The following is a 24,878-nucleotide window of genomic DNA, read 5'->3' as shown; positions in this document are numbered from 1 at the left end:
TTAAATGGTCATAAATCGCAGGGTTACACCCATTAAAAAACTGGTGTTATCTGGGTCGGTTTCGGCTTGAAGTGGCTCTGCGCTGATGGGGCCAGCGGCAAAATCCCACATCACGGTAAATTCGCGGCCATCGCCCAAGGTGATATCAAACTCACCTGGCGTGGCGTCGGCATGGGTAACCAAGGCGTTAACGGTGGCGCGGGTTAGCATGTCGTCTTGCAGCACAATAGGGCGGCCAACTTGGCGCTGTGCTACTTCCACTATTAATGCGCCGCTGCTGGCGTATTGGGCATTGGCGGTGCGACTACTCCAGCTGTACTCGTTAATCCACGGCATATCGGGCACGGTTAGGGTGTCGATAATCATAAGCTGGTACTCCGGGCGCGCTCTATTTGGGCGAGTAAGCGATCTGCTTCTGTGCTGTCGATAGTTGCGGTAAAGGTACGGCCTGGCATAGCCAGCTCTAAGCGCACAGTTCTGGCGTTGCTATTATTAGTTACGGGTGCGGTTCCTGCTGGGGCTACCATTGGCAAAGGCGCGGCAGTGCTGGGGCTTGTAACGCTGGTAGCAGTTGTACCAGTGCGATTGATGCCAGTTGTGTTCCCATTGGCTGCGGCTTCTTCCTGGGCTTGCTTTTGCTTTATGCGGTAGATTTCCTCGGCCAGTTTTAGCGCTTGTTGGGCAGCGGAAAGAGCTTCTTTATCACCACTGGCCTGCGCGGCTTTGAGCTTTTCGCGCAGATCTGCAGTTTGTTGTTCGTAACGGCGTTTTTCGATGGCTGTTTGGTTGTTGTTAAGACGGTCGAGCTCGTCTTGTAAGCTTGATACCGTCCCTTCTAATTCGTCTCGAAATGACAATAATCGATTTTCAGCATCTGTGATTGCTTGACGCAACACCGCCATGTCGTTATCACCTAATTTCGAGAACTGAGTGTCCACAGCGCGAGATATTTGTAAAAGTTGCTGCATCGTTAGCGAGCTACTACTAAGTTGCTCTGTGTATCTTCGCATCGCAAGCGTTTCGATAATAATGCGTTTTTCGCGCTCGAATACCTCGTTACTTGCTTGAGCTAGCGAGCGCCACCAAATGTCATTTACACGCATATTCTGAACGATAAAGCCGTTAAGCTCGTTCAAGCGGCTATTCAGGGTTTGAGTAGTTGATTCAGAAAAATCAAATTCTTTTTTTAATGCCTGTTGGGCATTTGCAAGAAGGCTGATATAGCGAGTTGCAACGCCTGAAGATTCAGCTAAGCTTTCTAAACGTTGCTGCTGCTCAGCAAGCGATAAATTAGCATTTTCAGTTTTGTCTTGTAACTGTTCTTCACCATCACCTAACCCAGCCAGCATACGTTGAATAATGCCGATAACTTCTGCATAGCGTTCTCGTTGTTGGATGTATTCTTGGGCACTGATGCCGTTGGATTTATAGAGCTCGTCTAGGGCTTCCATTTGAGCTGTATAGTCGGCTAATTTGCGCTGAAGCTGAGTAAATGTTGCAACTTCTATTTCTTTGATTTGGTTTAAACGGCGTGTTTGCTCGGTTAAGCGCGCTTCAGCATCGGCCAGTTTGTCAGCGGCTTGGCGTTTTGCATCTGAACTCGCGCTAGCATCATTTAATGTATTGCGGTAACTCTCGATACTTTCTTTAGTTTTAGCAATTTCAGTTTGTGTTTTATCCAGGCCATTGGCGCTATTGTCCAAGCTTTTATTATTTTTATTCTGACTTTCTATCAGATTGTTATAGGCGTTAGTTAGGCCTAAGTTTGCAGCTTCAAGTCTCAATGCTTCCGGTACAACATCACCAGTCGCTTTGCCTGCATTAAGTGATGCTTCAGCCCATTTCAAAAACGCCTGGCGTTGAATTTCTAAAGGCGCTTCGCCTGCTTTGATAATGTTAAAGGCAGCTTGCGCTTTGGCGGCTGTGCGCTCTAATGTGTCAACTGATGTTATACCAAGGGCTTTATAGGCTTCTTCGGTATTACCCAGTAGTGCTTGAGTTTCTTCATAGAGTAGACCGTTTGTTCTATTGCGCTGAGCAACTTGCTCCAGCTTGGCTATATGCTCGCTATATTGGCCATCGGATGTTTTTAATGCCTCGATGACTAAAAGTATCTGCTTATTAAGTGATTCAGCAGAAGCATCGGTAATTTCATAGCTTTCGCTCATAGCTATGATTTGCTCCGCTGCCACTGCAGCTTCTTGGGCGGTAAGTTTTAACTGGCCAACTTGCTCGCGCTCTGAGGCAGTTAGCTCTTCTATGGCAGTTTTTGCTTTACGGTATGCGCCTAGCTTTTCATCGTAAACGATCAGACCAGCCCGTTCGGCCTCTAGCAGCTGCTCGATATTAGTAATTTGCATACCAATGCTTTTGCTAAGCGATTCGAATTCGGCACTAATTTCGCGTTGGCTGCGAGCGAGGGCATTTTGCGATTTTTCAAGTTCGCGCTGCGCGTTTTGTAGGTCAAAAAAAGCATCTTTAAGTTTTACAAATTGCTCTAGAGCCCATTGCACTGGCAGCAGTAAAATGAAGGTGCCTAGGCTTCTAAAAAAGCCTTTTGCAGTAACTTCTAAGCCCCTGGTGGCACCTTCCGCTGCCGCCACGCCAGTTACGTAAGTTTTTAGTTGTGTTACGGCCAATTTTGCGCCATCAACCACACCCCCTAAAAAGCTGCCTATTTTAAGTGCTAACCAGGCTTTTGCTACCCAGCCGATCTCTTCGCGGAATTCATACAGTGCCGCGCCGGTGTCGCGCACCAAAGTACCAGCACTGACGATGGTATCGCTAAAGCGCTGAGCCCATTCCTGTAAGCGGCCATCGGCGGCCATTTCGGCAAACTCAGCATTTAACTCGGCTATTTGTTCTTTTAGCCAGTCCATGGCACCTGAGCGGCTAACCAGATCATAAAACTGTGCAATGTTATCTTTGGCGTTAGAGATAAGGCCCGATAACAAGGTCATATTTGCAGCGGCAGCGCCTTTTGACTGGCGGGCGATTTCTTCCATCAACTGCTTAATAACATCGCGGCCTAACTGGCCTTGCTCAGATAGTTTTTGCAACTCTTGGGTATTTTTACCGGTGACTTGTTGCAGCAGATCCCACACAGGCACGCCGCGCTCAATAAGTTGAAGGATCTCTTCTCCCTGCAATTTCTGTTTAGCCCAGGCTTGCCCTAGCGCGAGGGATATACCTTCCACTTCCTGGAAGCCACCGCCGAGTTTAAATGCCTGGTCGACGATGCCCTGCAAGGTGCCATCCATTGGATCGAGGCCAAAAGCCTTTAAGCGCACAAAAGCTTTACTCACTTCTTCAAGTTGTAAGGGCGTATTTTTGGTAAAGTCTTTAACCCATGCGGTGGCCTGCTCGCCTCCAGCAACACTGCCCATTAAGGCGCTGAACTGCACATCCAGCTTTTCGAACTGGCTGCCGGTAGTAAAAATGCTTGTCAGTGTTTGCCAAAGGCGGTTAATTCCAAGATAGGTCCCAGCAAGTGCCACCAGTCGTGAGGTAACGTTAGCCGCGCCCTGGGAGAAGGTTCTTTGTTGGCCATTAGCGCGTAGATAGTCGTCACCCAGTTTTTTAACGTCGGTAGATGCGCGTTTAAACTCGTTTTGAACGCGGCGTTTTTCTGTAGTTAGGTTGCGGGTTTCAACGCCGGTTTGTTGAAGTTCGCGCTGAAGGCGGTCATGGTTCGTGGCTTGGTTAGCCAGCTCTACCCGCATTTCCTCTAGTTGTTTTTCAGCGATATCGACATTGCGGGCTAGCTCTACAAAAGGCTTGCCACTGTCTTGAGCTTCATCGCGTAGTTTGTCTAATTGTGTTGCTGCTGCGTAAGCAGCAATGGTGTTTGCATCGAGCGCTTTATTGCTTTGCTCAAATTCTTTAATAAGTTTTTGTTGATCAGCCAGTTTATCCAGCTTGCCAGCCAATGCGTCCGCTTTAGGGTCAGCTTCACCCGCACCTTGCCCTACATCGCGCACAGCATCAGCCATCCGGGCGAGATCTTTATCACCGGATACGGATGCGGCTATCTTTAGTGCGAGTTCTAGGTTTTTGCTCATGTGGAATTGGCTCCGGGCTTGGAAAAAGTGAGGCCGGGTGGCCTCACTGGTGGTGCAGGTTTAGGCTTACAGTTCGTGGTATTCGAAGGGGCTGTCTTTGCCTTCAAGCAACTTGATTTTGCCGCCCAAGCTAGTGCTGACAAATTCGGCTGCCATAAAGTCCACCGGGTTAGTTGGTGCTAAGATGGCCTCGGGTACGTCGAGCTTGGCATTTTTGCCAGTAGCCAAGTTTTTCATATCACCTAAGATGCGTGCACGGATCTGAGGTCGCAAGCCACCTTTAACTGCCATGCCACTAATGGCGTTGTACTGGTAGCTTAGGGTTATGGCACCGCCCGTTTCAATGGCCCCACCTTTTTTGGCACGCACTAATCCAGCGGCGTAGTTAATTTCGATGTCAGCTGCCACATCCAGTGGGCCTGCTGGCGATACAATGGCACCAGTAATACCGGCCTCAGCTAAATTGCTGTGCGCCAATTGCACCCAGCGCTGGTTAGCTGGCAAGGTTACGGTTTCATCGGTTGCAGTACCGCTGCCTTGGTTAATTTCTGCCGTATCACCTAACAGCGCCATTGCAAGTAATTCCGCAGGCTGGTCATCGAAGGTGATGGTTATTTCAGTAGGTAAGGCTGTTTTTACTACGTCTAGCGCCTGGCCATAGCTGGCTTTTTTGCGACTAGTGCGCAAGCCTTCGTTGCTTGGCGTGTTAATGGCCAACTGGGTCACGTTGATCGGCCCAATTAAACCGGTGCTTTCGCCGGTATCGGATAAGCGATCAATAAAGATATTGCCTGATAACATTAAACCGCTCATGGGCGATCTCCTCTTAAGCTTTTAAACGAAATTTGACGTTAAACGCCAGTGGGTAGTAAGCGTGGCCCTTGGTATAGCGGGGCTTTGCCGGGGAATTCACGCGGGTTAATACATGTTTGCCATCAACCAGACTGTTGCTGTGCAGTGCCACTAGCAACTGCTTGATTAACTGGCCAGCTTCTTGGTTAGGGGTTTGGCCACGGCCCTGGCGTACCACAATAATTAGCAGCCAAGTTTGGGTAACATGGCTGTAAGTACCGCCTTGTGCTATCTCGGGTACGGCGTCGCCAAAGTAGATAACGTGACAAGCGGGGCTCACTTGGCTGCGTTCTTCTACTTCGGCAAGGTCATTAGTGCTGCACACCTGGCGAAAGCCGGTAACGGTTTTTGCTACCTCTATAAGGTGCTGTTCTGCAGCCAGGTAGTTGTCGCCGATGTCGTGCATCAGATAAACCCCTTGCTGTTGTTGCGGTTAAAGATACGCCCATCAGCCTGCATTACCGCGATGGTGCCACTTGGTTCTGCCGGCTCGTTTGCCGCCAGCCCCAGACTGAGTTTCCCTTCACCTACCTTCACCAAGTAAGTAATAACCGACTCATAGCGTTCTTTAACCTGTTCGGGTGCCCGATCACCGCTCATAAAATAGCGAGCGATGGCACAGGCATGGTTAATTAGCACATCTGGCACGGATGCCAGCGGCAGTTCGTAACGGCCACCGATGTAACCGTTAATTTCTGCCGTTGCGTCAGCAATAGCCTGCTCGATGACAGGGACGTTAAGCTCATCCTTTGCCGCGCCTTCACGCCATGACAACAAGATCATGTCTTGCTGCCCAAAGCGGGTAACCATATCGCTAACGGTGCAGTAGGCCATTACTGATTACCGCCTTGTGCTGTCTGAAAAGTTGCCCAGGCGGCATTTCGCTCGTCGGCTTTTACTGGGCGTTTAAGCAAACGGGATAGCACATCCAACTGCGGTACACCGGCATTGGTAAAGTGGTCTTTATTACTGGGGTCTAACAAGCTGAATGCCTGCTCCAGCGTTTCTGCTGCTGGCGAATCATCTTGGTTTTGTTGCGTCGGGCTTTTTTCATTTGCCGGATCTGTTGCTGTACCTTCCAGCAAACGGGTATCAACGCTCGTTGGCACTTTATCTGCGTCAACTTCACGCACAGACAGGCGCTTTTCTGCATAGATGGCAGTAAGTTGTTGTTCACTGAAATGCCCCGCTGGGAAAGCGGTGCCCGTAGCGGTAAAGGCGGTATTGGCGCGGCGAAAGCTGCCACCTTCAATAACGGCCAGTGCGTAAATAACTAATACTTTTGACATGGGGTTCTCCTGCTCACCCCGGCTAACTGCTCCGGGGTAGCGTTAGTGGTTTTAGGTGTTACAGGAAGTCGGCAACCAGCACGTCGAACTTATTGCGCAGCTCGTTGCTAACGGTGGTGGTGCCGTCGCTAATCTGCTCACGTTCTTTCAGTTGCAACGCCAATTGCTCCATGCTGGATGGCACGACTAACAGCAACTTGTTTTTACCCAAACCAAGAGGGCGACCGCCATCGGCTTTAAAGCCTTTCATCAAGGTAATGGCATCCCACAAGCTTTGGTAAGCAAGGGTTTTCTTTACACCCACCGCCATTTGCCAGAAGCCATAGCCTGCATTCGCGCGCACGTCAGTGCCGTAGCGGAATTGCTTGCGCATAAACACTGATTCATCATCAGGGTTATCCATAACCTGAAACTGTGCTTTCGTGCGATCCTGATAGATAATTGGCTTAAGTGCGCGGCTTACATCTAATAAAAACCAAGGCTCACCGGTATAAGCAACATCAACAATAGCGTTAGATACAGAGGTATCTGCACCGCTACCGTCTACTTCGGCATTAACAGGGTGGTCGGTATCAAAGAAATTTTGGCCGTCATAACATGGCGTAGTAAAACCGGCTTTTAATAGCGGGAAACACAGCTCATCTGGGAATACTTCAGCGCCATAGCCCATTTCTTCCATCAAGGGGGCATATACACCAATAACGTCGTCCGCAATATCATCACGATCTACCACTACCGTGCTTTCAAAGCTTTTATTGGTAACGGTGTAAGCATGCTCTTTCATGGATTTCAGGACACGATCACCAATCCATTCGCGGAATTTAGGGAACTGGCCCAGCCAACCATAGGTGTTGCTCTTGCCTGAGCTGGTTACTACTGTGGCAATTTGTGAGTATTGCGGTTTGGCTTTGGCCTTACCTTCTTCAAACTTTTTGCTGAACGACACCCGCAGGGCGTTTAGCGTTGCGCTGTTAATCATGGCCATCGGGTTATGCTCCTAATTCTTTTGCCATATCGCTGTAGCTCATACCCAGCTGATCAGCAATAAGCTTTTGATCAGCAGTTAGCACAGCAACGTTTTTGCGCTCGACATCAACCGGCGCGGTGGTGGTTTGCTTGCCCTTTAATGCCGCCAGTACCGGGCGGGCATCCAGGGTGGCTTTTAAGGCAGCAATATTTTGTTTGCCCAATGCCTGCAGGTAGTCGCGCTCGGCCTGGGTAATAAGCTTGCCGTCTTCCTCGGCCTGTTTAATTACCTGGTCAACCGTCATGACATCGTTACTGGCTTTTAACTGGGCCAATTGTTGATGCAATGCGGTGTAAGCCGCGACGGGCACAAACTTTTCATAGTCGATATTGCCTGTGTCGGCTTTGAGTGCGGCCACTTCGGCTTTTAGGGTGGCAAGTTCTTTGTCATTGCCAGACATTGCCGTTAGTGCGGCAAGGGCATCGTTTACATTCTGCTCGGTTGGGTCCATGCCATCTGGCACAGTAATACCCAGCTTTGCGAGCAGCTTTTTAAGTAGCTCGTTCATAGCGTTCTCTCGGTTGGGGGTGGGTGAGGTGGTAGCAGTTAGCGCGGCTAAAGCTTTCATGCCGTCTAAGCCGGGATAATTGGTTAATGCCGCCATACGGATTTCTAATGGCTCGCCAGTTTTTGGATCGTATGGAAATACCGCAGACAGATAGCGGTACTCTTTATTGCTGATATGTTCTTTGGCTGCGCTTAGCCAAACAGGCTTAATAAACAAGCCTTGCCCTGGGCGGAACTCCATATCTTTAAACCAGCCTGCTGCTGGGGCGGCTTTGCCGTTCTCGGCGGCTTGCAGGGTTTGGTGTTCGTAATCTATCACCAGTTCGTTAGCGCGCAGCTTGGCTTGCTGAATCAGGCGCTCGGCTATTTGGGCGCTCATTTTCCATTTGCCACCTGGCACATCGTGGGGGCGGCCATCAATAGAGGCAAATTCGCCATCTGGCAGCAGTTGCACCCAACCGTCTTCGGTTTGGAGTTCGCCAGAAAGTACGGCTAGGCCAAGCGATGCGTTGGCAGTTGCGGTGAGTACAGCAAGTGCGATGGTGGTTGGTGTAAACATGTCAGCCCAGGGTGTAATTTATCCTGGGCTGATTGTGGGGTATTAGGGTGGGGGTTGTAGATTAAAGCGTTTTGCTAACCGTCTGAACTTTCCTCTAATTTTTTTTTGAGTTTATATACAGCTCATACATGTAGGTAACCCTTAGTAGCCCCATGACAGCTGCTAGTGTAGATAGTAGCGCGTAGACAAAAACTAAAAAGCCTAGAAATGAAAAAGCGCCAGTCAATAGGTAAAAGCACTCACCCATTTTTTGGAGCAAGAAATGCCCTGCTGGTAATGTGAAGTTTGCCGCTTTAGCAATTAATGCAGCAAAAATTGATATTACTTGAAGTAAAATAAAATGCACAAAATTCGCATTGACGGCAGAGTAAATAGATACTGTTTCGGCTGTCTCTTTTTCAGCGATAAACTTTCTGAAAGAATCATCGCCGATGGCTATCCACAAAGCAAAACCACCAAGAGAAAAACCCAATAGACTTGGTACGATTGAAAACACATGATCCCACCAACCAGGTACGGTCCATATCCTAAATAGCAGTAAAGATACGAAAAACGCTAACCACAGATAAGGGCTTTTAATTAGCGCTTTAGTACCTCCATAAGCATGCCAGTATCGTTTATAGATACCTGGTGGTTTTATGGGAGTGTTACTCATGAGATACCTATCAAGGTTTACCTAAAAATTTCAATGTCATTTGGTACAAAAAGGACAAAGGCGTTTCGATTTTTGAATCATAATATTCGGTTTCAATTCTAGGGTGCTCAAGAGTTGAGAAATGTACGGGCTTTTGAGCATTATCACGCCCTTCCAATTTCATAACACCATTTTTAGCAGCAATTTTTGCCTGCGTTTTAAGTTGCTCATCAACAACTATAGAGCAGCCCTTAGCAGCTGTAAGAGTTTCATCAATTTGGGCTACGTTCCTTTTATTCATTTTATTTAGAAAAGCGACTTCAGCATCCTCAAAGTGGTCTGCATTGGGCCTACTAATTTTGAAGGTCATTTGCCTAATTGTTTTTGTAAGTAAAGCACTGTCCAACGCATCGGTTTTCGGAAGATGGGTCACCTCAATTTTTCCGAATTTTTGTGTTAGGGACTTATGATTTAAGATAAGTTCTAAAGTTTTCTTTGCTATGGATGGCGTTAAGCGATGGCCTTTACTGTATGCCTCATAAAACAACAAATGCTTATTGGGGTCAAACAGAAAGTAAAATCTTTCAGTATTGGGTTTTAAATGCTCTAACAGGTTGATTCGTTCTAGATCGGTGTCCTCGGCCAATTTCATATCGTTTATGTTGAACCAATCACCGTCTGTGTCGATATCAGTAAACTTATCGATTTCGCCTCTTATAATAGCGGTTTTTGCTTTTTGCGTATTATCATATTTACCTACGGCTGTTATAACCGCCAATTGCCTTCTGCCAAGCTTGGCTATGTATTTAGACTTCCCAGCAGAAGTAAGTAGCTCAACGTAGCTCTCTGGGGTGTGAGGGTGCATTGTAATGTTGATAATGCCAAAATCTAATTTCCTTTTTCTCACACGATGATCTCCATGGTTGCGATTTAATAGAGTGAATGTTTATTTATGCACAAGAACATATAAAATCGCAACAAGAGACTTGTTAACCACTTTAAACCCCCTTTAAATCGCGTCAGAATCGTTTAAAGGGTTTCCCTGTGAATGCTGGTAGCATAAAACCCCTTGGCGTGGCTTACAAGCGATTACAGCGCGTTTTCTATTTTTCTTTACCGCAATTATGGCATTGTGTAACCGCTCTAAAAAATCGTTTGTAAGCAGGCTACCTGTATACAGCAACACAAAGATAATACTGTTAATGGTAAGTGCGAAGTACCACTGAGAATAATACGAGGCAACTATTAGCGCCGCATGCACGATTAAGAAGTAATGTAGTTTGCGCATAAACTAACCTTATATGAAATAATTTGCCGTTAGACCGCAAGGTATTCTTCTAAAATATCCAGGATATCGGCTTCGGCTTCTTTGCTAATGCCAAGGTATTCACGAGCTGGAATGGCTGCTGGTCCGGGTGCCATATCATCCTCGCCACCGAATTGGTGAATAGCGGCGTAAATCTTGTTACTGCCTATCTGTGCCCAGTTATCGCCGTACTCGCTGACTATGCTGGGCGCTAACCCACCGGCGGTGGCCTGTAGCATTTTGCCGCCCTTGCGTTTGGGGTTGGCCTCAAGGTAAGCGTCAGACAGTACTGGCCATGCTTCGCCAGTGGATGTGCTGGCTTCGTCGGCAAAAGCTTGTTCGGTGGTGTCTTCTAGCACGGCGGCGATGCGCTGCATGGGTTCGGTTAGGTCGCCTAGGTTATCAAGCAACTGCTGTAGCACGTCAATAACCGCCTTGCTGTTGTGTTCGATGGTAATTTCATTGGTCATGTTTTATACTCATGTTTGCAGGTAATGTACGATTAAATGGTAAATCGCCGCGCGTATGCCGGGAGTGTGAGGTTCGAGGCCCACCATTACCTGCTCAACTCTTACTGCTTACCCTCTACAGCTCACCTTCTAACAGTTCATATTGCTGCTGCGTTAAGTTGCCCACCGCCACCTTGTAAGTGTTAATTACCGTGTCTAAGGGCTGCTGCTTTTTCATATTCCAACCGGTGTTAATAACGACCTTGATAAGCTCATTTTCTGTGCTGGGGTAGATATACAGCAGGTTGTTATTAACGCTGTCCCATAGCACGGCCTGCGGGTTCGCCAGCATGCGCGGCAGCTGCATATACTCGGGCTTGCTTAATGCTTTGCCCTGCGCGATGTGTTTGGCGCTATCAGCATGCAGCAACTGCTTTTCGCCAATGGCCAGCAGGGCGGTTGGGGGGCGGCCTAGCCGGGTGGTAACGGCTTGCTGAATCGTTGGTGTCATAAAGCCCAGTGCTTGTACGCTATTGCCTGCGCGTCGGGTATCGAGCGCTTTACTGGCCCAGCTGGCAAACTGCGATTGGCGCAGCTCGCTATTGTTTAATGCCTGTACCAACTGGGTGCGAAGCTCAATGCTTTGCGCGCTAGCCAGTTTTTTCGCCACCGCCTGATCCGTACCGAAGGCCGCTTCACCGGGGTTATAGGCCCAGCCTACATCTGGCGTCATTGTTTTGCCGCCAGGCAAATTAAGCCTGACGTGGTCGACCTGAATGACTTCACCCGTGCGGGTGTCGATGCCAGCCTCTGCGGTAATTTGCTGGATATAATCGTTGCCGTTTTCTAGCGTTACGCCCATACGCTCTAACTGTTTAGCGGTTAATGCCCGAATACGACAGCGGCAGCCCCAGCCATTGGGCGGGTAAATGTATTGCCAAATTGGATCGTTATAGCGGAATACTTTGCCGCTTAAGTTGGCGTGATCGGGGCGGGTTTGGCCGTCCATTACCGCGATATACATCCAATACGGGCGGTCTGTAGCGTTGGCCAGCTGGCGTTGGTAGCGGCCTGACATATAGGCCGTTTGCAGGTTATTGCGGTAGATATTACGCAGTCTGTGTACGCTACCCAGTTGCACATTTCGGGCAGTACCGGCGCTGTCTACCCACGTTTGTTTACCCCACCAGCCTTTGTCTTTTAGTTTTAGTGCCAGTTCATCAACAAACTGTTTGGCCGTAGTGCCGTTTACCAGGGCAGAATCGACTTGGGCGCGGATGGTTTCTAGCACGTCCATGCGCATGGCTTTGGCTACGGTAAACGCCTTAGCGTGCGAGCGTTGCCATACCTCCCACCAGTTATCAGATATTTCAAAGCCTTTAGCACGAAAGTAGGCCACCGCATCAGCTGGTGGCATATCAAAGGCAACGCTTAAATCAGTTGTTGGCATTGAGCTGGCCCCACAATTCGCCGACAAACAGCACTTGCGCCAGGCGCTGCGTTAATACGCTGTCGTCCATTTTTGGCCACAGCTTATCTAGCTCGGCTTTTAGCGCCTCTGGGCCTTTGTCGGCGGCAGCAAATACCGGTTTAAGTACGCCTAGCATTTGCTCATCAAATTCGCCAGTGCTGAGCTTGTCTAAGGCTTGCTCTAATGCTAATTGGTCGGCGAACTGAGCGGTGGCATTACCCCTTAATACCGCCATGCCTTTTAGTTGGGCTGATGGCATAGGTGCAGTGTCGATAATCTCCAGTACGCTTTCGCCGTCTTTTGCCTGGGGAATTTTGGTTTGTTGGTGCAGCCAGTTGGTGGGGATTTTCATGCCCATGCCGACAAAGGCGCGTAGCGGATAGGCTAGGTCACGTAAATCTTCGGGTTCAGTGGTGTCGAATACCAAGCGCGGTTTACGGCGTAAGTCGCCGTTAAAGCTTTTGCCGTTGAGCATAAACATGGGCAGAATTAAATCGCGATTTAAGGTGCCCGCAATTTGGCGCAAGTCGTGGTCCCGAATATCTAGCCTTATGCCATCGTGGATATTGCCCAGTGCCTGGCTACCGCCTTGGCCCACTTCGGCGCTAAGCGTTTGCCCTAAAATTACCTTGCTCTGGATGCGTTCACACCAGCTTACCATTGTCATAAAGGGCTCGCCGCCGCCTTTAGCCGCTTCGTAAAAGTCCAGCTCCATGCCTTTGGGGATAATACCCGCGCCGTTATGGCCAACACTCAGTACGGCGTTTAGTAGGCTGGTTTTCTCGGGTTCGGTAGCGCCGCTTGGGTACTTACCCACCCGAATTGGGATGCCGTAAATTTCTAAGAATTCGGCCAGATCTCTAACAGAGTAATTTTTAAATAAGAAAGGCCACGCCAATTGGCGCACCAAGCCTATGCGGGCTAAGTAGCCGCTTTTGGCAGGGTGCCGGTGTTCTATCCAATTAAATTGGCGCAGGGGCTCACCCAAGCCGGTATTAGAACGCAGCCGTATAACGTTTTGGTCAAACTGATCTAACTGAAACCAAGACGCAGGGCGATGCTCAAAGCCCACCGGCACTCGCCAACCCAATTGGCGCTGCCACTCAAATTCAATGTTACTAAAGCCTTTGTTGATGCCGTCGGCCATATTAAATAATAGGTCTTCCCAATCTTCGATATCGCGCAGCATGTCGTTAATACTGGCGGCGTCAGCTTTCTCGGCTTCGCTGGGGTTATTGGGTGGCTCTATAGTAAAGGGCACAGTGCTCGTGGCCATTTTGCGTTTAAACAGTTCAGCGGCTATGTGGCCGTCTTTTTCTTCTATGTCTTCGGCTAACCAGCATTGGTCTATTAAGTTGCCTTGCTCGGCGGTACGCATTATTGCTGCCAGCTTACCGGGGGTTAAGCCCGCGCTGGGATGGTCGGCAAACTCACGGCGCAACTGTGCGGCGTAGGCGTTTTCGTCTTGGGTTTGCTTGGTGCTAAGTTGCTTTTCGCGGATACGAAAGCGGGTGCCATTGCGGTCTTGTTGCATTAGTAACAACCTCTATCAAATGTGGGGGAGTCGGTATCGTCATTCGATAACCGTTCATCAAAGGGGCTATGATTAGGCACCGGGATAAAGGCAATTTCGCTGCCTTCCATCCAGCTGGCACGAATAGCCATGGCGAGTGCTACTGCAAAGTCGCCGTGCCGTTGCTGGCCATCGGTGCCTTTGCCGCTGCCTTTTTCAATTTGTGGAATACCGTTACGAATTTGGATTTTGGTAAGGTCGTCCAGGATGTCCATGTGCCGGGGGATCTCGATATTGCCGTCGTCAAACTCGGCTTTGAGTTTGGGCATCCATTCCCGATACCAGGCTGCCGTAAGCATAACGGTATCAACCATTTGGCTGCCGTAGCGCAGCTGTGCAGCCTCTGCTAAGTAGCCACCGTTGCCGGTTGCGTCAAAGGCGGCGGCAGTAAAGCGTGGCAAGCCCGATAGCAGGAAGAACAGGATTTGACGCTGGGCATCGTAGGTGGCATTAACCAGCTCGACCACAAAGGGGGTGCGCTTGCTTAAATCGGCTTTAATTTCTAGCGGTACAAATACCGATAAGTCGCCTTTGCGGGCAAAGTCTTCGCCAAATACATGGCGGTGTTGTGGATTAAGGGCGTTTAAAATGGGCTTTAAAACGTCATTACACCACTCTTCAACTTGGTTTTTACGGGCGTATTCGGGTAGCAATTCAAAGTCTTTAGGGCTGGTAAAGCGAATGATGGGAATGCTTTTATCGGCTACCATGGCTCGTTCAATGAGCACCCGCTTAAGGTAAACGCCGCTACCAGCCTTGGGCACACAGAAGTATTCTTCTAAGGCGTCTTCTTCGGTGGCGGTGTCCTTAAGCAGGCCGTTCTTCCAGTCTTCCTCTTTGGCTTGGCTCCATTCCAGCTTACGAATTTGGCAAATGCGCTGGTATAGCCCTTCGCGGCAGGCATCATCCAGCGTGATGGTGTGAATACTATAGCGCTTTTTACCCGCGCGGCTGTCTTGGATCAGTTGGTTGAAGAGGTTGTCGATACCGTTGTGGGTACTGATTAGCCGTACCTTGCTGCCCCACATAGTTAATGCCAAAGCCGCTTTTAGTACTTCAGCTAAGCGCTCGTGAAAAGCCGCTTCATCGATAGTCACGTTACCCTGCATACCACGCAGGTTGCTGGGGTTAGAGCTTAACGCCTGAATTTTAAAGCCGCTGGCAAAATGAATAACAAAGGTTAAGATCTCTTTGCCTTCCTTACCACCATCGTCGAACACTTCTTCCTGAATTTCTGAACCGGCTTTATTGAATACCCGTGCCCACATGGCTGCAGCTTCAATAAATTCGCGGGCCATTTCTTTGTTGCTGCCTACGTAAAAGTGGTTACAGCCGCCGTTGTCTCGGCGTAGGCTGGCACAGAGTACCGCGTCGGCCGCTTCGGCCCAGGTTAGCCCTGTTCGGCGGCTTTTCTCGGCAATTTTTAGCGGGCTGTCGTCGGCTATCCAGCGTTTTTGATACCCCAGCAAGACCTCTGCGGGGTTAAAGTGGCTAAGCTGGCTAACATGATGATCAACGCTCTCGGCTAGCGCCTGCGAAGCAGGGCTAAGTGCAAGAGCAGCCGCAGTAGCAGCGGCAGCAAGGGTTTGCTTTAGCTTCATTAGGCTATCCCTAGTATTTCCCGTTTAAGCGCGGCGACGCCTTCTGCCGTTAGGCCCGCTTGGGTGGCCACTTTCTCGGCGGCTTCAGAAACTTCAACGGCAAAAGCTTTACGGATTTCGGTTTCGCGTTTGTGGCTAACCATGGCGGCAGCTTCGATACGTTGGCTGAGCAGGGCCATTTGGTTTAACGATTTTGGATCGGCTGAGATTTTGCCTTCGGCCATATCCATTTGGGTTTCAAATGCTAGGGCGCGGATACCCTCTTGCAGCAGCTTACCCATGTCTGATACCGGGGCATCGCCTAGTTTATGCGTCCATACTTCGGCAATTTCTCGTGCTTGGCGAATGCGCTGGCCGATACTTTCCATGCGCTGGGCGTAACGGTTAAAGCCGCTTTTGCTGAGCTGTTGGTCTTCGGGTAAGCCTTTATCTGCAATGAGCTTATTCACTACATCGACAATTTCGATTTGCTGCATTTTGCCGTCACGCAGCAATTGGTGCAGGGTGTCGAGAATATCTTTAGGCAGCAGCTCGACTTTGCTTTTGCGGTTTTTCGCTTTGCTTTGAATAATACTCATAGCGACGGCCTTGGCTTTTTAACGCCTGGCACTGTGGCTTTGCCGGAGGCTACATCGGCACCACGGGCGGTGAGTTTGGCGACCATGTAGCCCGAGACATCACGCACCGAGATAAGCTGCTGTTCGTCTAACCAAGCTAATTCACTGCGCACAGTGTCGCGGCTGACGTTGTGGCCGTAGGTTTCTAAACATTGGTTAATAATAGATTCGTTGGCTTCATAGCCGCCCATTTCGTTTAGGGAGCGCAGGATCACCAGACGGCGGTCTTCCTGCATAATTTTGTGCATGGCCATAGGTTATCTCCTGACGTTTAAACGTTCTTCTAACAGCAGGTTTGCCAGGTTATGTACTGGCTTTAGCTGTTCGCGTAGAGCGTGTAGCTCGCCTCTAAGTTCTGATATTTCCAGCTGCAGCTGGTGGTTCTCGCGGCTGTCGGGTAATTCGGCAACCTTATTTTTTAATTGCTCGACGGCCATGGTGACGGTTTCCAGTTCTTCGCGCCGGGCATAGGTTTTGGCCAGCAGCAGCTGGATAACATTAAAGCCGGTTAGTACTGCGGCCCAGATCACGGCCCACCATTCGCGAATAAAGTCCATTACTCATGCTCCTGCTGGCAGATAACACAACGCACGGCAGTAGGAATAATAGCCAGTCGCTGGCTGGGTATTTGGATGCTACAGCTAATGCAATAGCGGCCTGTTTCATCCTGGCGCGGGGTTTCGGTTGGGCGATTAAGCGCATGCTTTAACGCCTGATCGCGTTGGCGCTGCTCTAGCTCGGCAGCTCTATCAAACATATCGGGCACGGCTAATCCTTCGCAGAGGTATTTACCAGCTTGATGATCACTTCCTGCTCGGCTTTTAAGGCGGCAACAATTTGATCGTCAATGTCGGTATCGGTTTGTTTGGCTGCGCGTTCTGCAGCGTTGATCACGTTTTTAACCAGCAGTTCGGCGGCGTACTTAACGGCCATGTGCATTAAAATCGCTTTGGCTGCGCTGGCAGTAATGCTGAGTAGTTTGCTGAGCATGGTTAGATCCTTAATAAATCGCGAAGGCGCTTATTTTGGCGTAGTGCTTCGCCAATACTGGGTGTAGGTGGCATGATTGCGTGCTGTATTTCCACTGGGGTTACGCTGTGCCAGCCTTTTTCAAACTGGCTTTGCATGGTGCCGTCGTGACTATGCAGCGGTGGTTGGCTTACTGTTGTACCGGCTTTTTGTGCCAGTATTTCAGCTTCTAAACGGCGCTGTTTGCCGTGGTTAAAACTCCAGTCCCAGTTGCGACCCATCAGGCGGCCCTCGTCCCGGTGCATTGGGCATAGCCCACTTGCCAGCAGGCGTCGGTGAGGTCGCGCAGACGATTAAACCAGCCTTCAATAAACACGGCTTGCGCTGGATCTCTAGCTTGAATGCGTGCGTATAGCCTTGCCCGGCGTAAAACGTAACGGGCAATAAGCCATTCGGTGTCGGCTTGTCTGGCGGCCAGTACGGTTTTAGGGCCAATGATGCCGTCGACTTTGGCGCCAAGTACTTCTTGCAGTAGCCTGGTGGCAGTAACGGTGCCATGCTGCACAGCGCCGTCGAAGACAGCCAGTGCGATGCCGGTTGGGAGTTCGTGACTACGAACAGCACGCCAGTAATCGCGGTGATACAGAAAAGCAGCACGCTGCTTAGTAAGGTTAGCAATATCCTCATGCGGGTAAGCCCTTTTTGATATACCAAAATTGGTTTCACCGCCCGGATCGCTGGGGTGCTTAACGTAGCCGCCTTCCTTTGCTAGCACAAAGGCAATGGCATGCTGAAAGTCGGGACTGTAGGTGTTAAGTGTAGGTGCTGGCATAGTGCGATACGGGCAGTACTTTAGGTACTGTCAGTATCGCTTTGCCTGGGGTGAGAGCTGGATTAAAGGGTTTTGCTAATTAATTGAATAGTCGACTGTGCGTAATCCATGTACTTGGTGCATATTATGCAATTCTATTTTTTGACTTAACACCAGTGTTTTTGCGGGCATTTTATGTAGCCAAACATAGTTTTCTTCGTCGCCTATTACTTTTCTGGAGCCTTTAGAAAATATAATTACATCTTTAAAACGATTAACTTTGAAACTAAAGTCTCCGTTTTTATCCGTAATCATATTGGCTATAGGTTGGAATCGCGGGTTTTCCCAAATTAACGCTCCAAAGCTACAGGCTTTGTATATTTCATTCATTTCTCGCCAGTTAGGTACTTTATTTGGCCCCTCTCTTAAGCGTTGTAAATCCAGTTTGCTCATTTCAACTTCAGTTGGGCCAATACCGCAATTCATATTTAAACGCTGCGTTGATTGATTATTCCATTCCTTAAGAAATTGCTCCCTGTCAAAAGCTCTTACCTCAGTAAGTGGCATATTCACGGTTTCTCGCGCATTAGTAACCACATATATAGAGCCGTTTACAGTTACGGGTGTTAAGTAAAAAGCTGCAGCAATAACCAGTAAAACAAGCATAATCCATTTCATAATTAATCCTTATTAGTTTTAGATGTTAAAAGATTACCGTTATTTTTTAGAAATAAAAAGCCCCGTCTTGCGGGGCTTACAACAGCTACAAGCGTTACAACCGCTTAATGCGCGGGGCTTGTAGCACTTGTAGAAATTAGATCTGTTATTAGACGAAGCTGTAACTGAGCTGAACACTTTACTTAATAAAAGCTAGTCGCTTTTTTCTGAAATATCATTTTTATTAAGCTTTTCATCTTTTGTAAAATCATATCCATCCTCTAAAGAAAGTGCTTTTGTTGCATCGACTAGCCGATGATTTTGAATTGCTTTTGCTAGTGCTGATGTTGCTTGCATTTGTGTTACGTCAATCCATTTCGTTATCTCTTCTAGCCTAGAATACTCTTCTTTGGAGAACATCTGAGTCATCTTACTTATTTGATCTAGCTCTTGTAAGGACGGAATGTTAAAAGTTGTTTTTTCTTTAATATTTTCCATATTTTTTAAATAGTTAGAATAAATAGTTGAAGAATTTTTTAATTTATTTTGACTTTGCTCTTGTATTTCTGACAGGCTGGACTTACTGATTTTTACATTGAGATGTTCTTGTGCGTATTTAATAAAATTAAATCCGTTATACATTAGGAATTGTTTGTTTGTCTGCGATTCAAATTCAGCTGTCAACTCTGGCCTTACTCCAATGGTTTTCCCATTTGAGATTAACCACCAATCCTCTTTAACATCATCAGTAACCAATATGACATCACTCATTCTGCTTTTTGCTTCGGTAATCAATTGTTTCCAAATAATTAAATCACCGAACTTTTCTCTGTTACCCGAGAAATTCGGTTGTTTACCTCCCTTCGCATCGTCCTCGTATCCAGGGGGTATTTTATCCTTATAGCGAGTTGCACCTTCAATAAAAGTTTGATCATACTCACTTTTTATCAAATCCTTTCCAATTCTACCATCTGTTAGCTCTGTAATTTTTTCTAAGATTTTATCTACTCTTGATAAATTAATGAGCTCTTTTTCGCTTTCGTTAAGCTCAGCTCTGACCCTTTCTAAAACTCGATTTAATGCTCTGAGTCCATTTCCGGTAATAAACGGATGGCTACGCTTATTCGATAAATTATCTTCAAGACTTTTTATCATTTTACTAGTTTCAGAGTATTGTTTCGCTTGGTCGCTGATAACAGTAAATCTATTGTTTAAGTATTCAAAAGCTACTTGATTAGGTAACCACAGTCTCTCTTGAAATTTGTCCATTATTTCAAGTAGCTCGGATCTAGTTGATTCGGAATATTTGTACAGGTTTAAGATTATGTTTGTATCGAAAACTATAAAGCCGGTATCCCATGTCGCTTGAATTTGCTGGGCTGACTTTTGAAAATAGCCTGGGAAAAGAGTTTTAAGTGAAGACATCATCATTCCTTGAAATAAAATCGTCCTCAAATGTAGATCGAAAAGCTACAAAATAAAAGCCCCGACTTGCGGGGCTCACAACAGTTACAAGCGTTACAACCGCTTAATTCGCGGGGCTTGTCGCACTGGTAGCAATTGGATTTGTTATTAACTGGTAGGTATAAACGCCCTTAACTTTGCTGCTTTGCCAGTGCTTGCCTTCGCCTGCGTCTAGCTTATTGCGGGCGGTTTTGTCGTCTTGCTCGTAACCTAGCTGCTCCAGTAATGCTTTTTTGTTGATGCCAGGTTGCTCGGTTATCGCGGCTTTAGACTGACTGATAAAGTCCAGTTCGTCGGCGTTTAGGCGGGCGGTTTCTACATCGATACCTTGCAGTTTTAAATCGGCAGTGCGCACGCTAAAGGCGCATTCGATAATAGCGCAGCGTTCTTTGGTGGGGGTGAGTACAAATGCGATTTCGCCAGGTGCAGCGTCGACTTTTTTAAGCCGGTACATATTGTCGATGCTGTTGCGGATGTTGTTGCTGCCTTGGTAATTCTTACCGTCTTTGTTGGCATGCGACAGGATCAGGATAGTGGCACCGGCTTCGCGCAGGTTCATAAACTTGTCCATTACGCTCATAATTTTGGCATCGTGTTGTACGTCGCCAAAGTTGCGCAGGCTATCAACGAGGATTAGCGTATTAGCATAGGCATTACCACTGGCTTTGGCGTCTAAGGCGTCTAGCATTTCAGGGGCCGACATGATGCTTTTGCTACGCTGTACGTAGTGGATATTGCGCTTGCCGATCAGCTTTTCATGCACGCCACGTTCTTTAAGCACGGTTAATGGGTTGTCGTAATCAAGGTAAATCACTTTCTGAAAGCTGCTGCAGGCGCTTGCTACGGCAAAGGCTAGCCAGCTTTTTCCCATGCCGCCATCGGCATAAATGAGTGTAATCATACTTTTGGCTAAGAAGCCGGAAATAAGGAATTCGGTTTCTTGTTCAAAGTCTGTAGAACGCAGGGTTTGGGTTAGTAAAAAGTCGAACATTTTTAATCCTTAAAAGAGTTTGAACTGGCGGCGGGCGCGTTCTACTTGAGTTTGTTCTTTGATGATGCTGTAAATTTGCATATCGGTTAGGCGGTGGTTTTCGGCTAGGCTGCGGATGCTGGCACCTTTGTTGTGTGCGTTGTAAATGGCGATATTGCGCAGCAGGGTTTTAAGCCTGTCGTTGCGCGGAATGTAGGTTTGAATGCCACCGAGGTAATGGGCCAGCTCGATTACCAAGCGCTGGGCAACATTTTCGGGCTGTTTTACTTGGCCTTTTAACTCAGATTCAAACAGTGCCATGAGCGATTGCAACTGGGCTGGGATACGGTTTATGGCATCACTGCGCTGTTCTGGTGGCAGCTTGTCTAAATCGGTTAGCAGCTGCTGTAAATCGTCATCGGCAAAGGCATCTAATTGCTGCTCAGTCATGGTTAGGCACCTTATTTACTTTTAACCCGTAGCGCTCCATTTGCTGTTGCCACTTCTGGCGCTCGTGTTCGTCGTTGGTAATTACCTGGTTTTTAATTTCAACCGTGCTGTGGCCGTCGCGTTGCTGTTGCTCGACTATTTTCCCTAGCCGCGCCGTTAGCACTTTTTTCAGGTAGTTATGGTTGGTGAGCTGTTTGCCGGTGCCATTGATTCGACTTTGTTGCAGGCTGGCTACCGCTTGCTCCAGCGCATCGGCCAGCGCGGGCAGGTTACTGGTTAAGGCCAGCGTTTCCTGCACCAGTGTTAGCGCCTTGGTGTTGCTTAAGTCCTGCTTAGCAGGGCGAAACATGGCCAGATACGCGACCATATTGCCGCCCAGTTTGTAGTTCATGCGGGCAAACTGGCCTAATAACTGGCGGCCCGCTTCATCGGCTACCAGCTGGTCCAGGTGGATATTGGAATGGCAAACAGGGCAGCGGCTTAATTTCATAGCATGGCTCCGTTAATGCGCTCCCAGCGCTTTAGCAAATAGGCGTAGCTATCTTGCGGGTGAGGCTCATAGCCGCGCTTTTTCAGATCTTGAAACAGGCAACGACGGGCCCAGCGCTTTAAACTGTTTAGAGTTTTGCTGGCATCTTCGCCAAGTAGCCATTGTACCTCGGCAATGCCAGCGCCGCCGTTCTCCTGTGCTGTCATGCGTTGCACCCAGCTATTAAGGGCGGTTTCGCTGCCGTCTTTAACAAAGCCAGCATTGAACATAAAGATCCAAATTGCCCGAATAGCGCTGCGCTGGTCTTGCGGGCCCTGCTTTGAACTAGGGCTAAAACGGCCTTTACCGGGCTTTTTAACCGGTTTAAAACCTAGTTTTTTAAAGGCTTCCAGCACGGTTTCCAGTTCGGGTATGGTCATATCCGTACTGCTGGTTTTGCCATTGCCATAGTGGGCTAAGTTGGCGCGGTAGCTTTCATCGTCCATACCCAGCTGAGTGCGGGCGATATGGATCATGGTGATTAGGCTGCGGCGCGGGTTAGGGTTGGTTGTTGTCATTTGTTCCTCGGCTGCTCATCAGTACCGGTGAACCACCACCGGCAGACGCCCAATACTGGGCGTTTCGCTACGGATTTAAGGTGTCTTTAAGTTGCTGCGAGGGTTTAAATACCGCTTTAACACAGGCCGGTTGGTGCGTTGGCTTGCCGCTTAATGGGTGCTTGCCAATGCGTGCGGCAGCTTGGCGCGGGCTAAAGGTGCCGAAGCCCTGAATCGTTATGCTGTTACTGCTGCATAATTGCTGGGTGATAATGTTTAGCAGGGCATTAACAGCGCGGTCTGCACCGGCTTTGGTAAGGCCAGCATCTGTGGCTAGTTGATTTATAAGTTGTGATTTGTTCATGGCTTACTCCTCATCAATCCATAGTTCAGGGTTTTGGGTGATCACTAGCTGCACTTGTGTGCGGGGGCGACTAACTTCGAAGCTACCCAGCCAAATGGCGTGGTGCGGCTCTTGATATGAGTCCATTTCGTTTAGAGTGTCGCGTACCATTTCTGCCAATGTGGGCGATTCGTGTGCTAGCAGTAGCAGCCGATCGTTTTCGTATTCAGCATCGACTAGCGGGGTTTCGGGGATTTTTTCAGCTCGTACATTGCCTGCTACCCAGTTGCTGAGCAGGGCTTCATCTTCTTTAGTCAATTCCATCTGTGCCTCCACGCTGTGGGGTTCTGCCCGACCTAACACCCACAGCAGGGCGTCTACCACGCCTTGCTCGTAAGTTTTATTTGGGCTGTTGGTGCCGTACTTTTCTTCCAGGCTGGTTGCTACAGCAATTTCCAACTGGATTTGCTCTAGTGTGCGGGCGATGCTCATAACGCCACCGCCGCTAAGTCCAGTGGGATTTGTTTGTATTGGTCGGTATCGCCGATGCGCTCATACACGCGGATATAGGCTTTGCTGCCTACAACCTGGATAGCCTCGCCAATGGCGGTCATGGCTTTAAGCCAGCGGGCATCTTTGATATCGAGGCGGCGAAGACTGAGGATTTTGCCAGTGCTGATATTGCCGTGTTTGTCGGCGTCGAATGCGCCGTTAACGATCGCTTTAAGCTCTGAGCTAGCGCTGGCTGTCCAGTCTTTTAAACATTCATCAATCAAAGCTTTAGCGGCTTGTAGGCGCTCGTCGAAGCGGATGTTTTCGCTGATGGCGCGGACAATTTTATATTTGCCGTCGAAGCTATACAGGGTTACGTTACCTTTTTTCCCGCCTACAGCCGCGTCGTATTCTTCGGCTGATAGCTGCACAAAGGCGGCAATATCGGCAAAGGCTTGGCGTTTGAACACGCCCAGCAGCTCGCTGAGTTCATAAGATTTTTTTACCAGCTCTTTGACCAGTTCATCGCGGGCGCGATCAATTGGCTTAATTTTGTCTTCTGGTATCAGAGCGCCTTTGGCGTCTTGCCAGTAACCGGCAGGTATTACGTTTTGTTCGTTCATGGTGCGTTCCTTATTTAATGCCAGTAGACCAGGCAGCTATTGACGTGGACAAACCACGTTTGGCGCTGCTGGCCTTTTATGTTTTCGGTGAGTGTGGCGGCCTGTTCTTGTAACTGCGGAACAGGCTGGGCTATTTCGATAACTGCCCGTGATTTGCGCGTTGTAATGCGCAGTACTTGGCAACCCATACCGCGTAAAATTTGCGGTATATTGCGTTTGTCGAGTTTGTTGGCTGGAGTCATGGTTTGTTCGCCTTGTTAAGTGGGCAGTGCTGGCAGGCTTTCCAAAGCTTGATGCGCTGTGGATTAGTTGCGGCAAAGGGTTTTATTTGTTCGGTGGCACAGCGCTGTAGTGTGATGCTGCCCAGTACTGGGCACTCAACACGCTCTGTGCTGTAGGTTTCGGTGACCTTGGCGGCAATGCCGCTCAGGCTGGCGCCATACTTGTTGTTAAGCACTTGGCTTAGCGTGGTTTTGCTGATACCCAGCTCTGCCTCTACTTTACGACGGCCTTGCTCGGTAACTTTTTGGCGCAGCAGATCAAGCCATTGCATGGTTCAGTTCCTTCTGTTTTTTGCTGATGCGAACAGGTTTTAAAACTGTCGATTTCAGATTTTGGTCGTAGAGTTCTTGACCACGCGCTATGGGGTATTTGTGGCCAGTGTTTTGGAGCAGCCGATAACGAACTTGGTTGCCAGTACGCTCTGACATTGGCGCTTTACGTTGTAAGCCACGCTTTATTACTACATATTCGAAGCGCACTAAGTCGCTAATAAAACGCTCTATGCTGCTGCGACTGGATTCTGCGGTGGCTTCTAGGTCGGTTATAGTGAACTCACCTAAAAACCGCATGGCTTGCCAAATGCGTTGCCGCTGACTTTTTGGCCTTAGCGCTGTTTGGTTTTTGCCTGGAAGGTGCGGTTTAACACCTTCTTTGGCGCGATATACAACGGGCTTTACGCCTGCGCTAATGGTTTCAATGGCTTTTAACTCTTGTAGATGGCCAATAACCATTTGTGCAGACTTAAGGCTTACGTCCATGTGCTGAGCCAGTTCGGCACTGCCGAAGTCTGGCTTAGTTTTAATCCACTCCCAGGCGCGCTGGCTGAGTGTTTGTTTGGTCATTTT

33 protein-coding genes and 1 other RNA gene are annotated in these 24,878 nt (G+C 48.6%); all 34 read right to left on the bottom strand.

What is annotated here, in order from left to right; translation table 11 throughout:
• The 34 genes from JAO78_RS05050 to JAO78_RS04885 all read right to left on the bottom strand — a co-directional run bounded on the left by JAO78_RS05050 (position 1) and on the right by JAO78_RS04885 (position 24,875).
• On the bottom strand, positions 1-366 hold the full coding sequence (locus JAO78_RS05050; RefSeq protein WP_226750264.1) for a hypothetical protein: 366 nt from the start codon (positions 364-366) through the stop codon (positions 1-3).
• Positions 363-4,061, bottom strand: a complete 3,699-nt coding sequence (locus tag JAO78_RS05045; protein WP_226750263.1) for a tape measure protein — start codon at positions 4,059-4,061, stop codon at positions 363-365. The genes JAO78_RS05050 and JAO78_RS05045 overlap by 4 nt, the downstream gene beginning before the upstream one ends.
• A gap of 66 nt (positions 4,062-4,127) precedes the next feature.
• Positions 4,128-4,874 (bottom strand): phage tail tube protein, encoded by a 747-nt coding sequence (locus tag JAO78_RS05040; RefSeq protein WP_226750262.1) that lies wholly within the window; start codon positions 4,872-4,874, stop codon positions 4,128-4,130.
• Between the two features lie 13 nt (positions 4,875-4,887).
• Complete coding sequence (locus JAO78_RS05035) at positions 4,888-5,319, bottom strand: phage tail terminator protein (RefSeq protein ID WP_226750261.1); 432 nt, start codon at positions 5,317-5,319, stop codon at positions 4,888-4,890.
• Positions 5,319-5,747 (bottom strand): gp436 family protein, encoded by a 429-nt coding sequence (locus JAO78_RS05030; RefSeq protein WP_226750260.1) that lies wholly within the window; start codon positions 5,745-5,747, stop codon positions 5,319-5,321. Before JAO78_RS05030 ends, JAO78_RS05035 begins: the two co-directional genes overlap by 1 nt.
• Positions 5,747-6,202 (bottom strand): HI1506-related protein, encoded by a 456-nt coding sequence (locus JAO78_RS05025; RefSeq protein WP_226750259.1) that lies wholly within the window; start codon positions 6,200-6,202, stop codon positions 5,747-5,749. Before JAO78_RS05025 ends, JAO78_RS05030 begins: the two co-directional genes overlap by 1 nt.
• A gap of 58 nt (positions 6,203-6,260) precedes the next feature.
• Positions 6,261-7,187 carry a Mu-like prophage major head subunit gpT family protein gene (locus JAO78_RS05020; protein ID WP_226750258.1) on the bottom strand — a complete coding sequence of 309 codons (927 nt, stop codon included), beginning with the start codon at positions 7,185-7,187 and terminating at the stop codon, positions 6,261-6,263.
• 4 nt (positions 7,188-7,191) lie between these two features.
• Positions 7,192-8,295: a phage protease gene (locus JAO78_RS05015; RefSeq protein ID WP_226750257.1), complete on the bottom strand. Its 1,104-nt coding sequence runs from the start codon at positions 8,293-8,295 to the stop codon at positions 7,192-7,194.
• 94 nt (positions 8,296-8,389) lie between these two features.
• The gene (locus tag JAO78_RS05010) at positions 8,390-8,950 is read right to left on the bottom strand and encodes a hypothetical protein (RefSeq protein ID WP_226750256.1); all 561 of its coding nucleotides are present in this window, start codon (positions 8,948-8,950) and stop codon (positions 8,390-8,392) included.
• Between the two features lie 10 nt (positions 8,951-8,960).
• Complete coding sequence (locus JAO78_RS05005; RefSeq protein WP_226750255.1) at positions 8,961-9,836, bottom strand: DUF4747 family protein; 876 nt, start codon at positions 9,834-9,836, stop codon at positions 8,961-8,963.
• A 410-nt stretch (positions 9,837-10,246) separates the two neighbouring features.
• Positions 10,247-10,705: a phage virion morphogenesis protein gene (locus tag JAO78_RS05000; RefSeq protein WP_226750254.1), complete on the bottom strand. Its 459-nt coding sequence runs from the start codon at positions 10,703-10,705 to the stop codon at positions 10,247-10,249.
• Positions 10,706-10,820: 115 nt separating this feature from the next.
• Complete coding sequence (locus JAO78_RS04995) at positions 10,821-12,134, bottom strand: phage head morphogenesis protein (RefSeq protein WP_226750253.1); 1,314 nt, start codon at positions 12,132-12,134, stop codon at positions 10,821-10,823.
• Positions 12,121-13,689: a DUF935 domain-containing protein gene (locus JAO78_RS04990; RefSeq protein ID WP_226750252.1), complete on the bottom strand. Its 1,569-nt coding sequence runs from the start codon at positions 13,687-13,689 to the stop codon at positions 12,121-12,123. Before JAO78_RS04990 ends, JAO78_RS04995 begins: the two co-directional genes overlap by 14 nt.
• Positions 13,689-15,329 (bottom strand): terminase large subunit domain-containing protein, encoded by a 1,641-nt coding sequence (locus tag JAO78_RS04985; RefSeq protein WP_226750251.1) that lies wholly within the window; start codon positions 15,327-15,329, stop codon positions 13,689-13,691. The genes JAO78_RS04990 and JAO78_RS04985 overlap by 1 nt, the downstream gene beginning before the upstream one ends.
• The gene (locus tag JAO78_RS04980; RefSeq protein ID WP_226750250.1) at positions 15,329-15,907 is read right to left on the bottom strand and encodes a DUF3486 family protein; all 579 of its coding nucleotides are present in this window, start codon (positions 15,905-15,907) and stop codon (positions 15,329-15,331) included. The genes JAO78_RS04985 and JAO78_RS04980 overlap by 1 nt, the downstream gene beginning before the upstream one ends.
• Entirely contained in the window at positions 15,904-16,200 is a 297-nt protein-coding gene (locus tag JAO78_RS04975) for a VpaChn25_0724 family phage protein (RefSeq protein ID WP_369413460.1), read from the bottom strand. The genes JAO78_RS04980 and JAO78_RS04975 overlap by 4 nt, the downstream gene beginning before the upstream one ends.
• Positions 16,201-16,203: 3 nt before the next feature.
• Positions 16,204-16,503 (bottom strand): DUF2730 family protein, encoded by a 300-nt coding sequence (locus JAO78_RS04970; RefSeq protein WP_226750249.1) that lies wholly within the window; start codon positions 16,501-16,503, stop codon positions 16,204-16,206.
• Complete coding sequence (locus JAO78_RS04965) at positions 16,503-16,703, bottom strand: TraR/DksA C4-type zinc finger protein (protein WP_226750381.1); 201 nt, start codon at positions 16,701-16,703, stop codon at positions 16,503-16,505. The genes JAO78_RS04970 and JAO78_RS04965 overlap by 1 nt, the downstream gene beginning before the upstream one ends.
• 11 nt (positions 16,704-16,714) lie before the next feature.
• Entirely contained in the window at positions 16,715-16,936 is a 222-nt protein-coding gene (locus JAO78_RS04960) for a hypothetical protein (protein WP_226750248.1), read from the bottom strand.
• 2 nt (positions 16,937-16,938) lie between these two features.
• Positions 16,939-17,196, bottom strand: a complete 258-nt coding sequence (locus JAO78_RS04955; RefSeq protein WP_226750247.1) for a hypothetical protein — start codon at positions 17,194-17,196, stop codon at positions 16,939-16,941.
• On the bottom strand, positions 17,196-17,747 hold the full coding sequence (locus tag JAO78_RS04950; RefSeq protein WP_226750246.1) for a glycoside hydrolase family 108 protein: 552 nt from the start codon (positions 17,745-17,747) through the stop codon (positions 17,196-17,198). Before JAO78_RS04950 ends, JAO78_RS04955 begins: the two co-directional genes overlap by 1 nt.
• 75 nt (positions 17,748-17,822) lie before the next feature.
• Positions 17,823-18,404: a hypothetical protein gene (locus tag JAO78_RS04945; RefSeq protein ID WP_226750245.1), complete on the bottom strand. Its 582-nt coding sequence runs from the start codon at positions 18,402-18,404 to the stop codon at positions 17,823-17,825.
• A 192-nt stretch (positions 18,405-18,596) separates the two neighbouring features.
• A complete protein-coding gene (locus JAO78_RS04940; protein WP_226750244.1) occupies positions 18,597-19,808 on the bottom strand; it encodes a PIN domain-containing protein in 1,212 nt (403 codons plus the stop codon).
• Between the two features lie 103 nt (positions 19,809-19,911).
• The gene (locus JAO78_RS04935) at positions 19,912-20,838 is read right to left on the bottom strand and encodes an AAA family ATPase (protein ID WP_226750243.1); all 927 of its coding nucleotides are present in this window, start codon (positions 20,836-20,838) and stop codon (positions 19,912-19,914) included.
• Between the two features lie 9 nt (positions 20,839-20,847).
• On the bottom strand, positions 20,848-21,267 hold the full coding sequence (locus JAO78_RS04930) for a Mor transcription activator family protein (RefSeq protein WP_226750242.1): 420 nt from the start codon (positions 21,265-21,267) through the stop codon (positions 20,848-20,850).
• The gene (locus JAO78_RS04925; RefSeq protein WP_226750241.1) at positions 21,260-21,757 is read right to left on the bottom strand and encodes an HI_1489 N-terminal domain-containing protein; all 498 of its coding nucleotides are present in this window, start codon (positions 21,755-21,757) and stop codon (positions 21,260-21,262) included. Before JAO78_RS04925 ends, JAO78_RS04930 begins: the two co-directional genes overlap by 8 nt.
• Complete coding sequence (locus JAO78_RS04920; RefSeq protein ID WP_226750240.1) at positions 21,754-22,314, bottom strand: gp16 family protein; 561 nt, start codon at positions 22,312-22,314, stop codon at positions 21,754-21,756. Before JAO78_RS04920 ends, JAO78_RS04925 begins: the two co-directional genes overlap by 4 nt.
• Before the next feature lie 5 nt (positions 22,315-22,319).
• Positions 22,320-22,384: hammerhead ribozyme type II (locus JAO78_RS04915), an RNA gene on the bottom strand.
• Positions 22,382-22,657 carry an HU family DNA-binding protein gene (locus JAO78_RS04910; RefSeq protein WP_226750239.1) on the bottom strand — a complete coding sequence of 92 codons (276 nt, stop codon included), beginning with the start codon at positions 22,655-22,657 and terminating at the stop codon, positions 22,382-22,384. Before JAO78_RS04910 ends, JAO78_RS04915 begins: the two co-directional genes overlap by 3 nt.
• Positions 22,658-22,660: 3 nt before the next feature.
• Positions 22,661-23,128 (bottom strand): hypothetical protein, encoded by a 468-nt coding sequence (locus JAO78_RS04905; RefSeq protein WP_226750238.1) that lies wholly within the window; start codon positions 23,126-23,128, stop codon positions 22,661-22,663.
• A complete protein-coding gene (locus JAO78_RS04900; RefSeq protein WP_226750237.1) occupies positions 23,125-23,751 on the bottom strand; it encodes a DUF3164 family protein in 627 nt (208 codons plus the stop codon). The genes JAO78_RS04905 and JAO78_RS04900 overlap by 4 nt, the downstream gene beginning before the upstream one ends.
• Positions 23,752-23,765: 14 nt before the next feature.
• Positions 23,766-23,993: a Kil protein family gene (locus JAO78_RS04895; RefSeq protein ID WP_226750236.1), complete on the bottom strand. Its 228-nt coding sequence runs from the start codon at positions 23,991-23,993 to the stop codon at positions 23,766-23,768.
• Complete coding sequence (locus JAO78_RS04890) at positions 23,990-24,304, bottom strand: hypothetical protein (protein WP_226750235.1); 315 nt, start codon at positions 24,302-24,304, stop codon at positions 23,990-23,992. Before JAO78_RS04890 ends, JAO78_RS04895 begins: the two co-directional genes overlap by 4 nt.
• A complete protein-coding gene (locus JAO78_RS04885; RefSeq protein WP_226750234.1) occupies positions 24,291-24,875 on the bottom strand; it encodes a hypothetical protein in 585 nt (194 codons plus the stop codon). The genes JAO78_RS04890 and JAO78_RS04885 overlap by 14 nt, the downstream gene beginning before the upstream one ends.
• Positions 24,876-24,878: the final 3 nt, after the last annotated feature.

Source organism: Alishewanella maricola (assembly GCF_016343785.1).
GTDB classification, from domain to species: domain Bacteria; phylum Pseudomonadota; class Gammaproteobacteria; order Enterobacterales; family Alteromonadaceae; genus Alishewanella; species Alishewanella maricola.
The sequence above is the reverse complement of the archived record's forward strand: the minus strand, read 5'-3'. Positions and strand labels throughout refer to the sequence as shown.

What these genes read in the sequence shown, in the direction of transcription:
- JAO78_RS05050 (WP_226750264.1), bottom strand. Translation starts at nt 366, where the DNA reads ATGATTATCGACACCCTAACCGTGCCCGATATGCCGTGGATTAACGAG.
- JAO78_RS05045 (WP_226750263.1), bottom strand. Translation starts at nt 4,061, where the DNA reads ATGAGCAAAAACCTAGAACTCGCACTAAAGATAGCCGCATCCGTATCC.
- JAO78_RS05040 (WP_226750262.1), bottom strand. Translation starts at nt 4,874, where the DNA reads ATGAGCGGTTTAATGTTATCAGGCAATATCTTTATTGATCGCTTATCC.
- JAO78_RS05035 (WP_226750261.1), bottom strand. Translation starts at nt 5,319, where the DNA reads ATGCACGACATCGGCGACAACTACCTGGCTGCAGAACAGCACCTTATA.
- JAO78_RS05030 (WP_226750260.1), bottom strand. Translation starts at nt 5,747, where the DNA reads ATGGCCTACTGCACCGTTAGCGATATGGTTACCCGCTTTGGGCAGCAA.
- JAO78_RS05025 (WP_226750259.1), bottom strand. Translation starts at nt 6,202, where the DNA reads ATGTCAAAAGTATTAGTTATTTACGCACTGGCCGTTATTGAAGGTGGC.
- JAO78_RS05020 (WP_226750258.1), bottom strand. Translation starts at nt 7,187, where the DNA reads ATGGCCATGATTAACAGCGCAACGCTAAACGCCCTGCGGGTGTCGTTC.
- JAO78_RS05015 (WP_226750257.1), bottom strand. Translation starts at nt 8,295, where the DNA reads ATGTTTACACCAACCACCATCGCACTTGCTGTACTCACCGCAACTGCC.
- JAO78_RS05010 (WP_226750256.1), bottom strand. Translation starts at nt 8,950, where the DNA reads ATGAGTAACACTCCCATAAAACCACCAGGTATCTATAAACGATACTGG.
- JAO78_RS05000 (WP_226750254.1), bottom strand. Translation starts at nt 10,705, where the DNA reads ATGACCAATGAAATTACCATCGAACACAACAGCAAGGCGGTTATTGAC.
- JAO78_RS04995 (WP_226750253.1), bottom strand. Translation starts at nt 12,134, where the DNA reads ATGCCAACAACTGATTTAAGCGTTGCCTTTGATATGCCACCAGCTGAT.
- JAO78_RS04990 (WP_226750252.1), bottom strand. Translation starts at nt 13,689, where the DNA reads ATGCAACAAGACCGCAATGGCACCCGCTTTCGTATCCGCGAAAAGCAA.
- JAO78_RS04985 (WP_226750251.1), bottom strand. Translation starts at nt 15,329, where the DNA reads ATGAAGCTAAAGCAAACCCTTGCTGCCGCTGCTACTGCGGCTGCTCTT.
- JAO78_RS04980 (WP_226750250.1), bottom strand. Translation starts at nt 15,907, where the DNA reads ATGAGTATTATTCAAAGCAAAGCGAAAAACCGCAAAAGCAAAGTCGAG.
- JAO78_RS04975 (WP_369413460.1), bottom strand. Translation starts at nt 16,200, where the DNA reads ATGGCCATGCACAAAATTATGCAGGAAGACCGCCGTCTGGTGATCCTG.
- JAO78_RS04970 (WP_226750249.1), bottom strand. Translation starts at nt 16,503, where the DNA reads ATGGACTTTATTCGCGAATGGTGGGCCGTGATCTGGGCCGCAGTACTA.
- JAO78_RS04965 (WP_226750381.1), bottom strand. Translation starts at nt 16,703, where the DNA reads ATGTTTGATAGAGCTGCCGAGCTAGAGCAGCGCCAACGCGATCAGGCG.
- JAO78_RS04960 (WP_226750248.1), bottom strand. Translation starts at nt 16,936, where the DNA reads ATGCTCAGCAAACTACTCAGCATTACTGCCAGCGCAGCCAAAGCGATT.
- JAO78_RS04955 (WP_226750247.1), bottom strand. Translation starts at nt 17,196, where the DNA reads ATGGGTCGCAACTGGGACTGGAGTTTTAACCACGGCAAACAGCGCCGT.
- JAO78_RS04950 (WP_226750246.1), bottom strand. Translation starts at nt 17,747, where the DNA reads ATGCCAGCACCTACACTTAACACCTACAGTCCCGACTTTCAGCATGCC.
- JAO78_RS04945 (WP_226750245.1), bottom strand. Translation starts at nt 18,404, where the DNA reads ATGAAATGGATTATGCTTGTTTTACTGGTTATTGCTGCAGCTTTTTAC.
- JAO78_RS04940 (WP_226750244.1), bottom strand. Translation starts at nt 19,808, where the DNA reads ATGTCTTCACTTAAAACTCTTTTCCCAGGCTATTTTCAAAAGTCAGCC.
- JAO78_RS04935 (WP_226750243.1), bottom strand. Translation starts at nt 20,838, where the DNA reads ATGTTCGACTTTTTACTAACCCAAACCCTGCGTTCTACAGACTTTGAA.
- JAO78_RS04930 (WP_226750242.1), bottom strand. Translation starts at nt 21,267, where the DNA reads ATGACTGAGCAGCAATTAGATGCCTTTGCCGATGACGATTTACAGCAG.
- JAO78_RS04925 (WP_226750241.1), bottom strand. Translation starts at nt 21,757, where the DNA reads ATGAAATTAAGCCGCTGCCCTGTTTGCCATTCCAATATCCACCTGGAC.
- JAO78_RS04920 (WP_226750240.1), bottom strand. Translation starts at nt 22,314, where the DNA reads ATGACAACAACCAACCCTAACCCGCGCCGCAGCCTAATCACCATGATC.
- JAO78_RS04910 (WP_226750239.1), bottom strand. Translation starts at nt 22,657, where the DNA reads ATGAACAAATCACAACTTATAAATCAACTAGCCACAGATGCTGGCCTT.
- JAO78_RS04905 (WP_226750238.1), bottom strand. Translation starts at nt 23,128, where the DNA reads ATGAGCATCGCCCGCACACTAGAGCAAATCCAGTTGGAAATTGCTGTA.
- JAO78_RS04900 (WP_226750237.1), bottom strand. Translation starts at nt 23,751, where the DNA reads ATGAACGAACAAAACGTAATACCTGCCGGTTACTGGCAAGACGCCAAA.
- JAO78_RS04895 (WP_226750236.1), bottom strand. Translation starts at nt 23,993, where the DNA reads ATGACTCCAGCCAACAAACTCGACAAACGCAATATACCGCAAATTTTA.
- JAO78_RS04890 (WP_226750235.1), bottom strand. Translation starts at nt 24,304, where the DNA reads ATGCAATGGCTTGATCTGCTGCGCCAAAAAGTTACCGAGCAAGGCCGT.
- JAO78_RS04885 (WP_226750234.1), bottom strand. Translation starts at nt 24,875, where the DNA reads ATGACCAAACAAACACTCAGCCAGCGCGCCTGGGAGTGGATTAAAACT.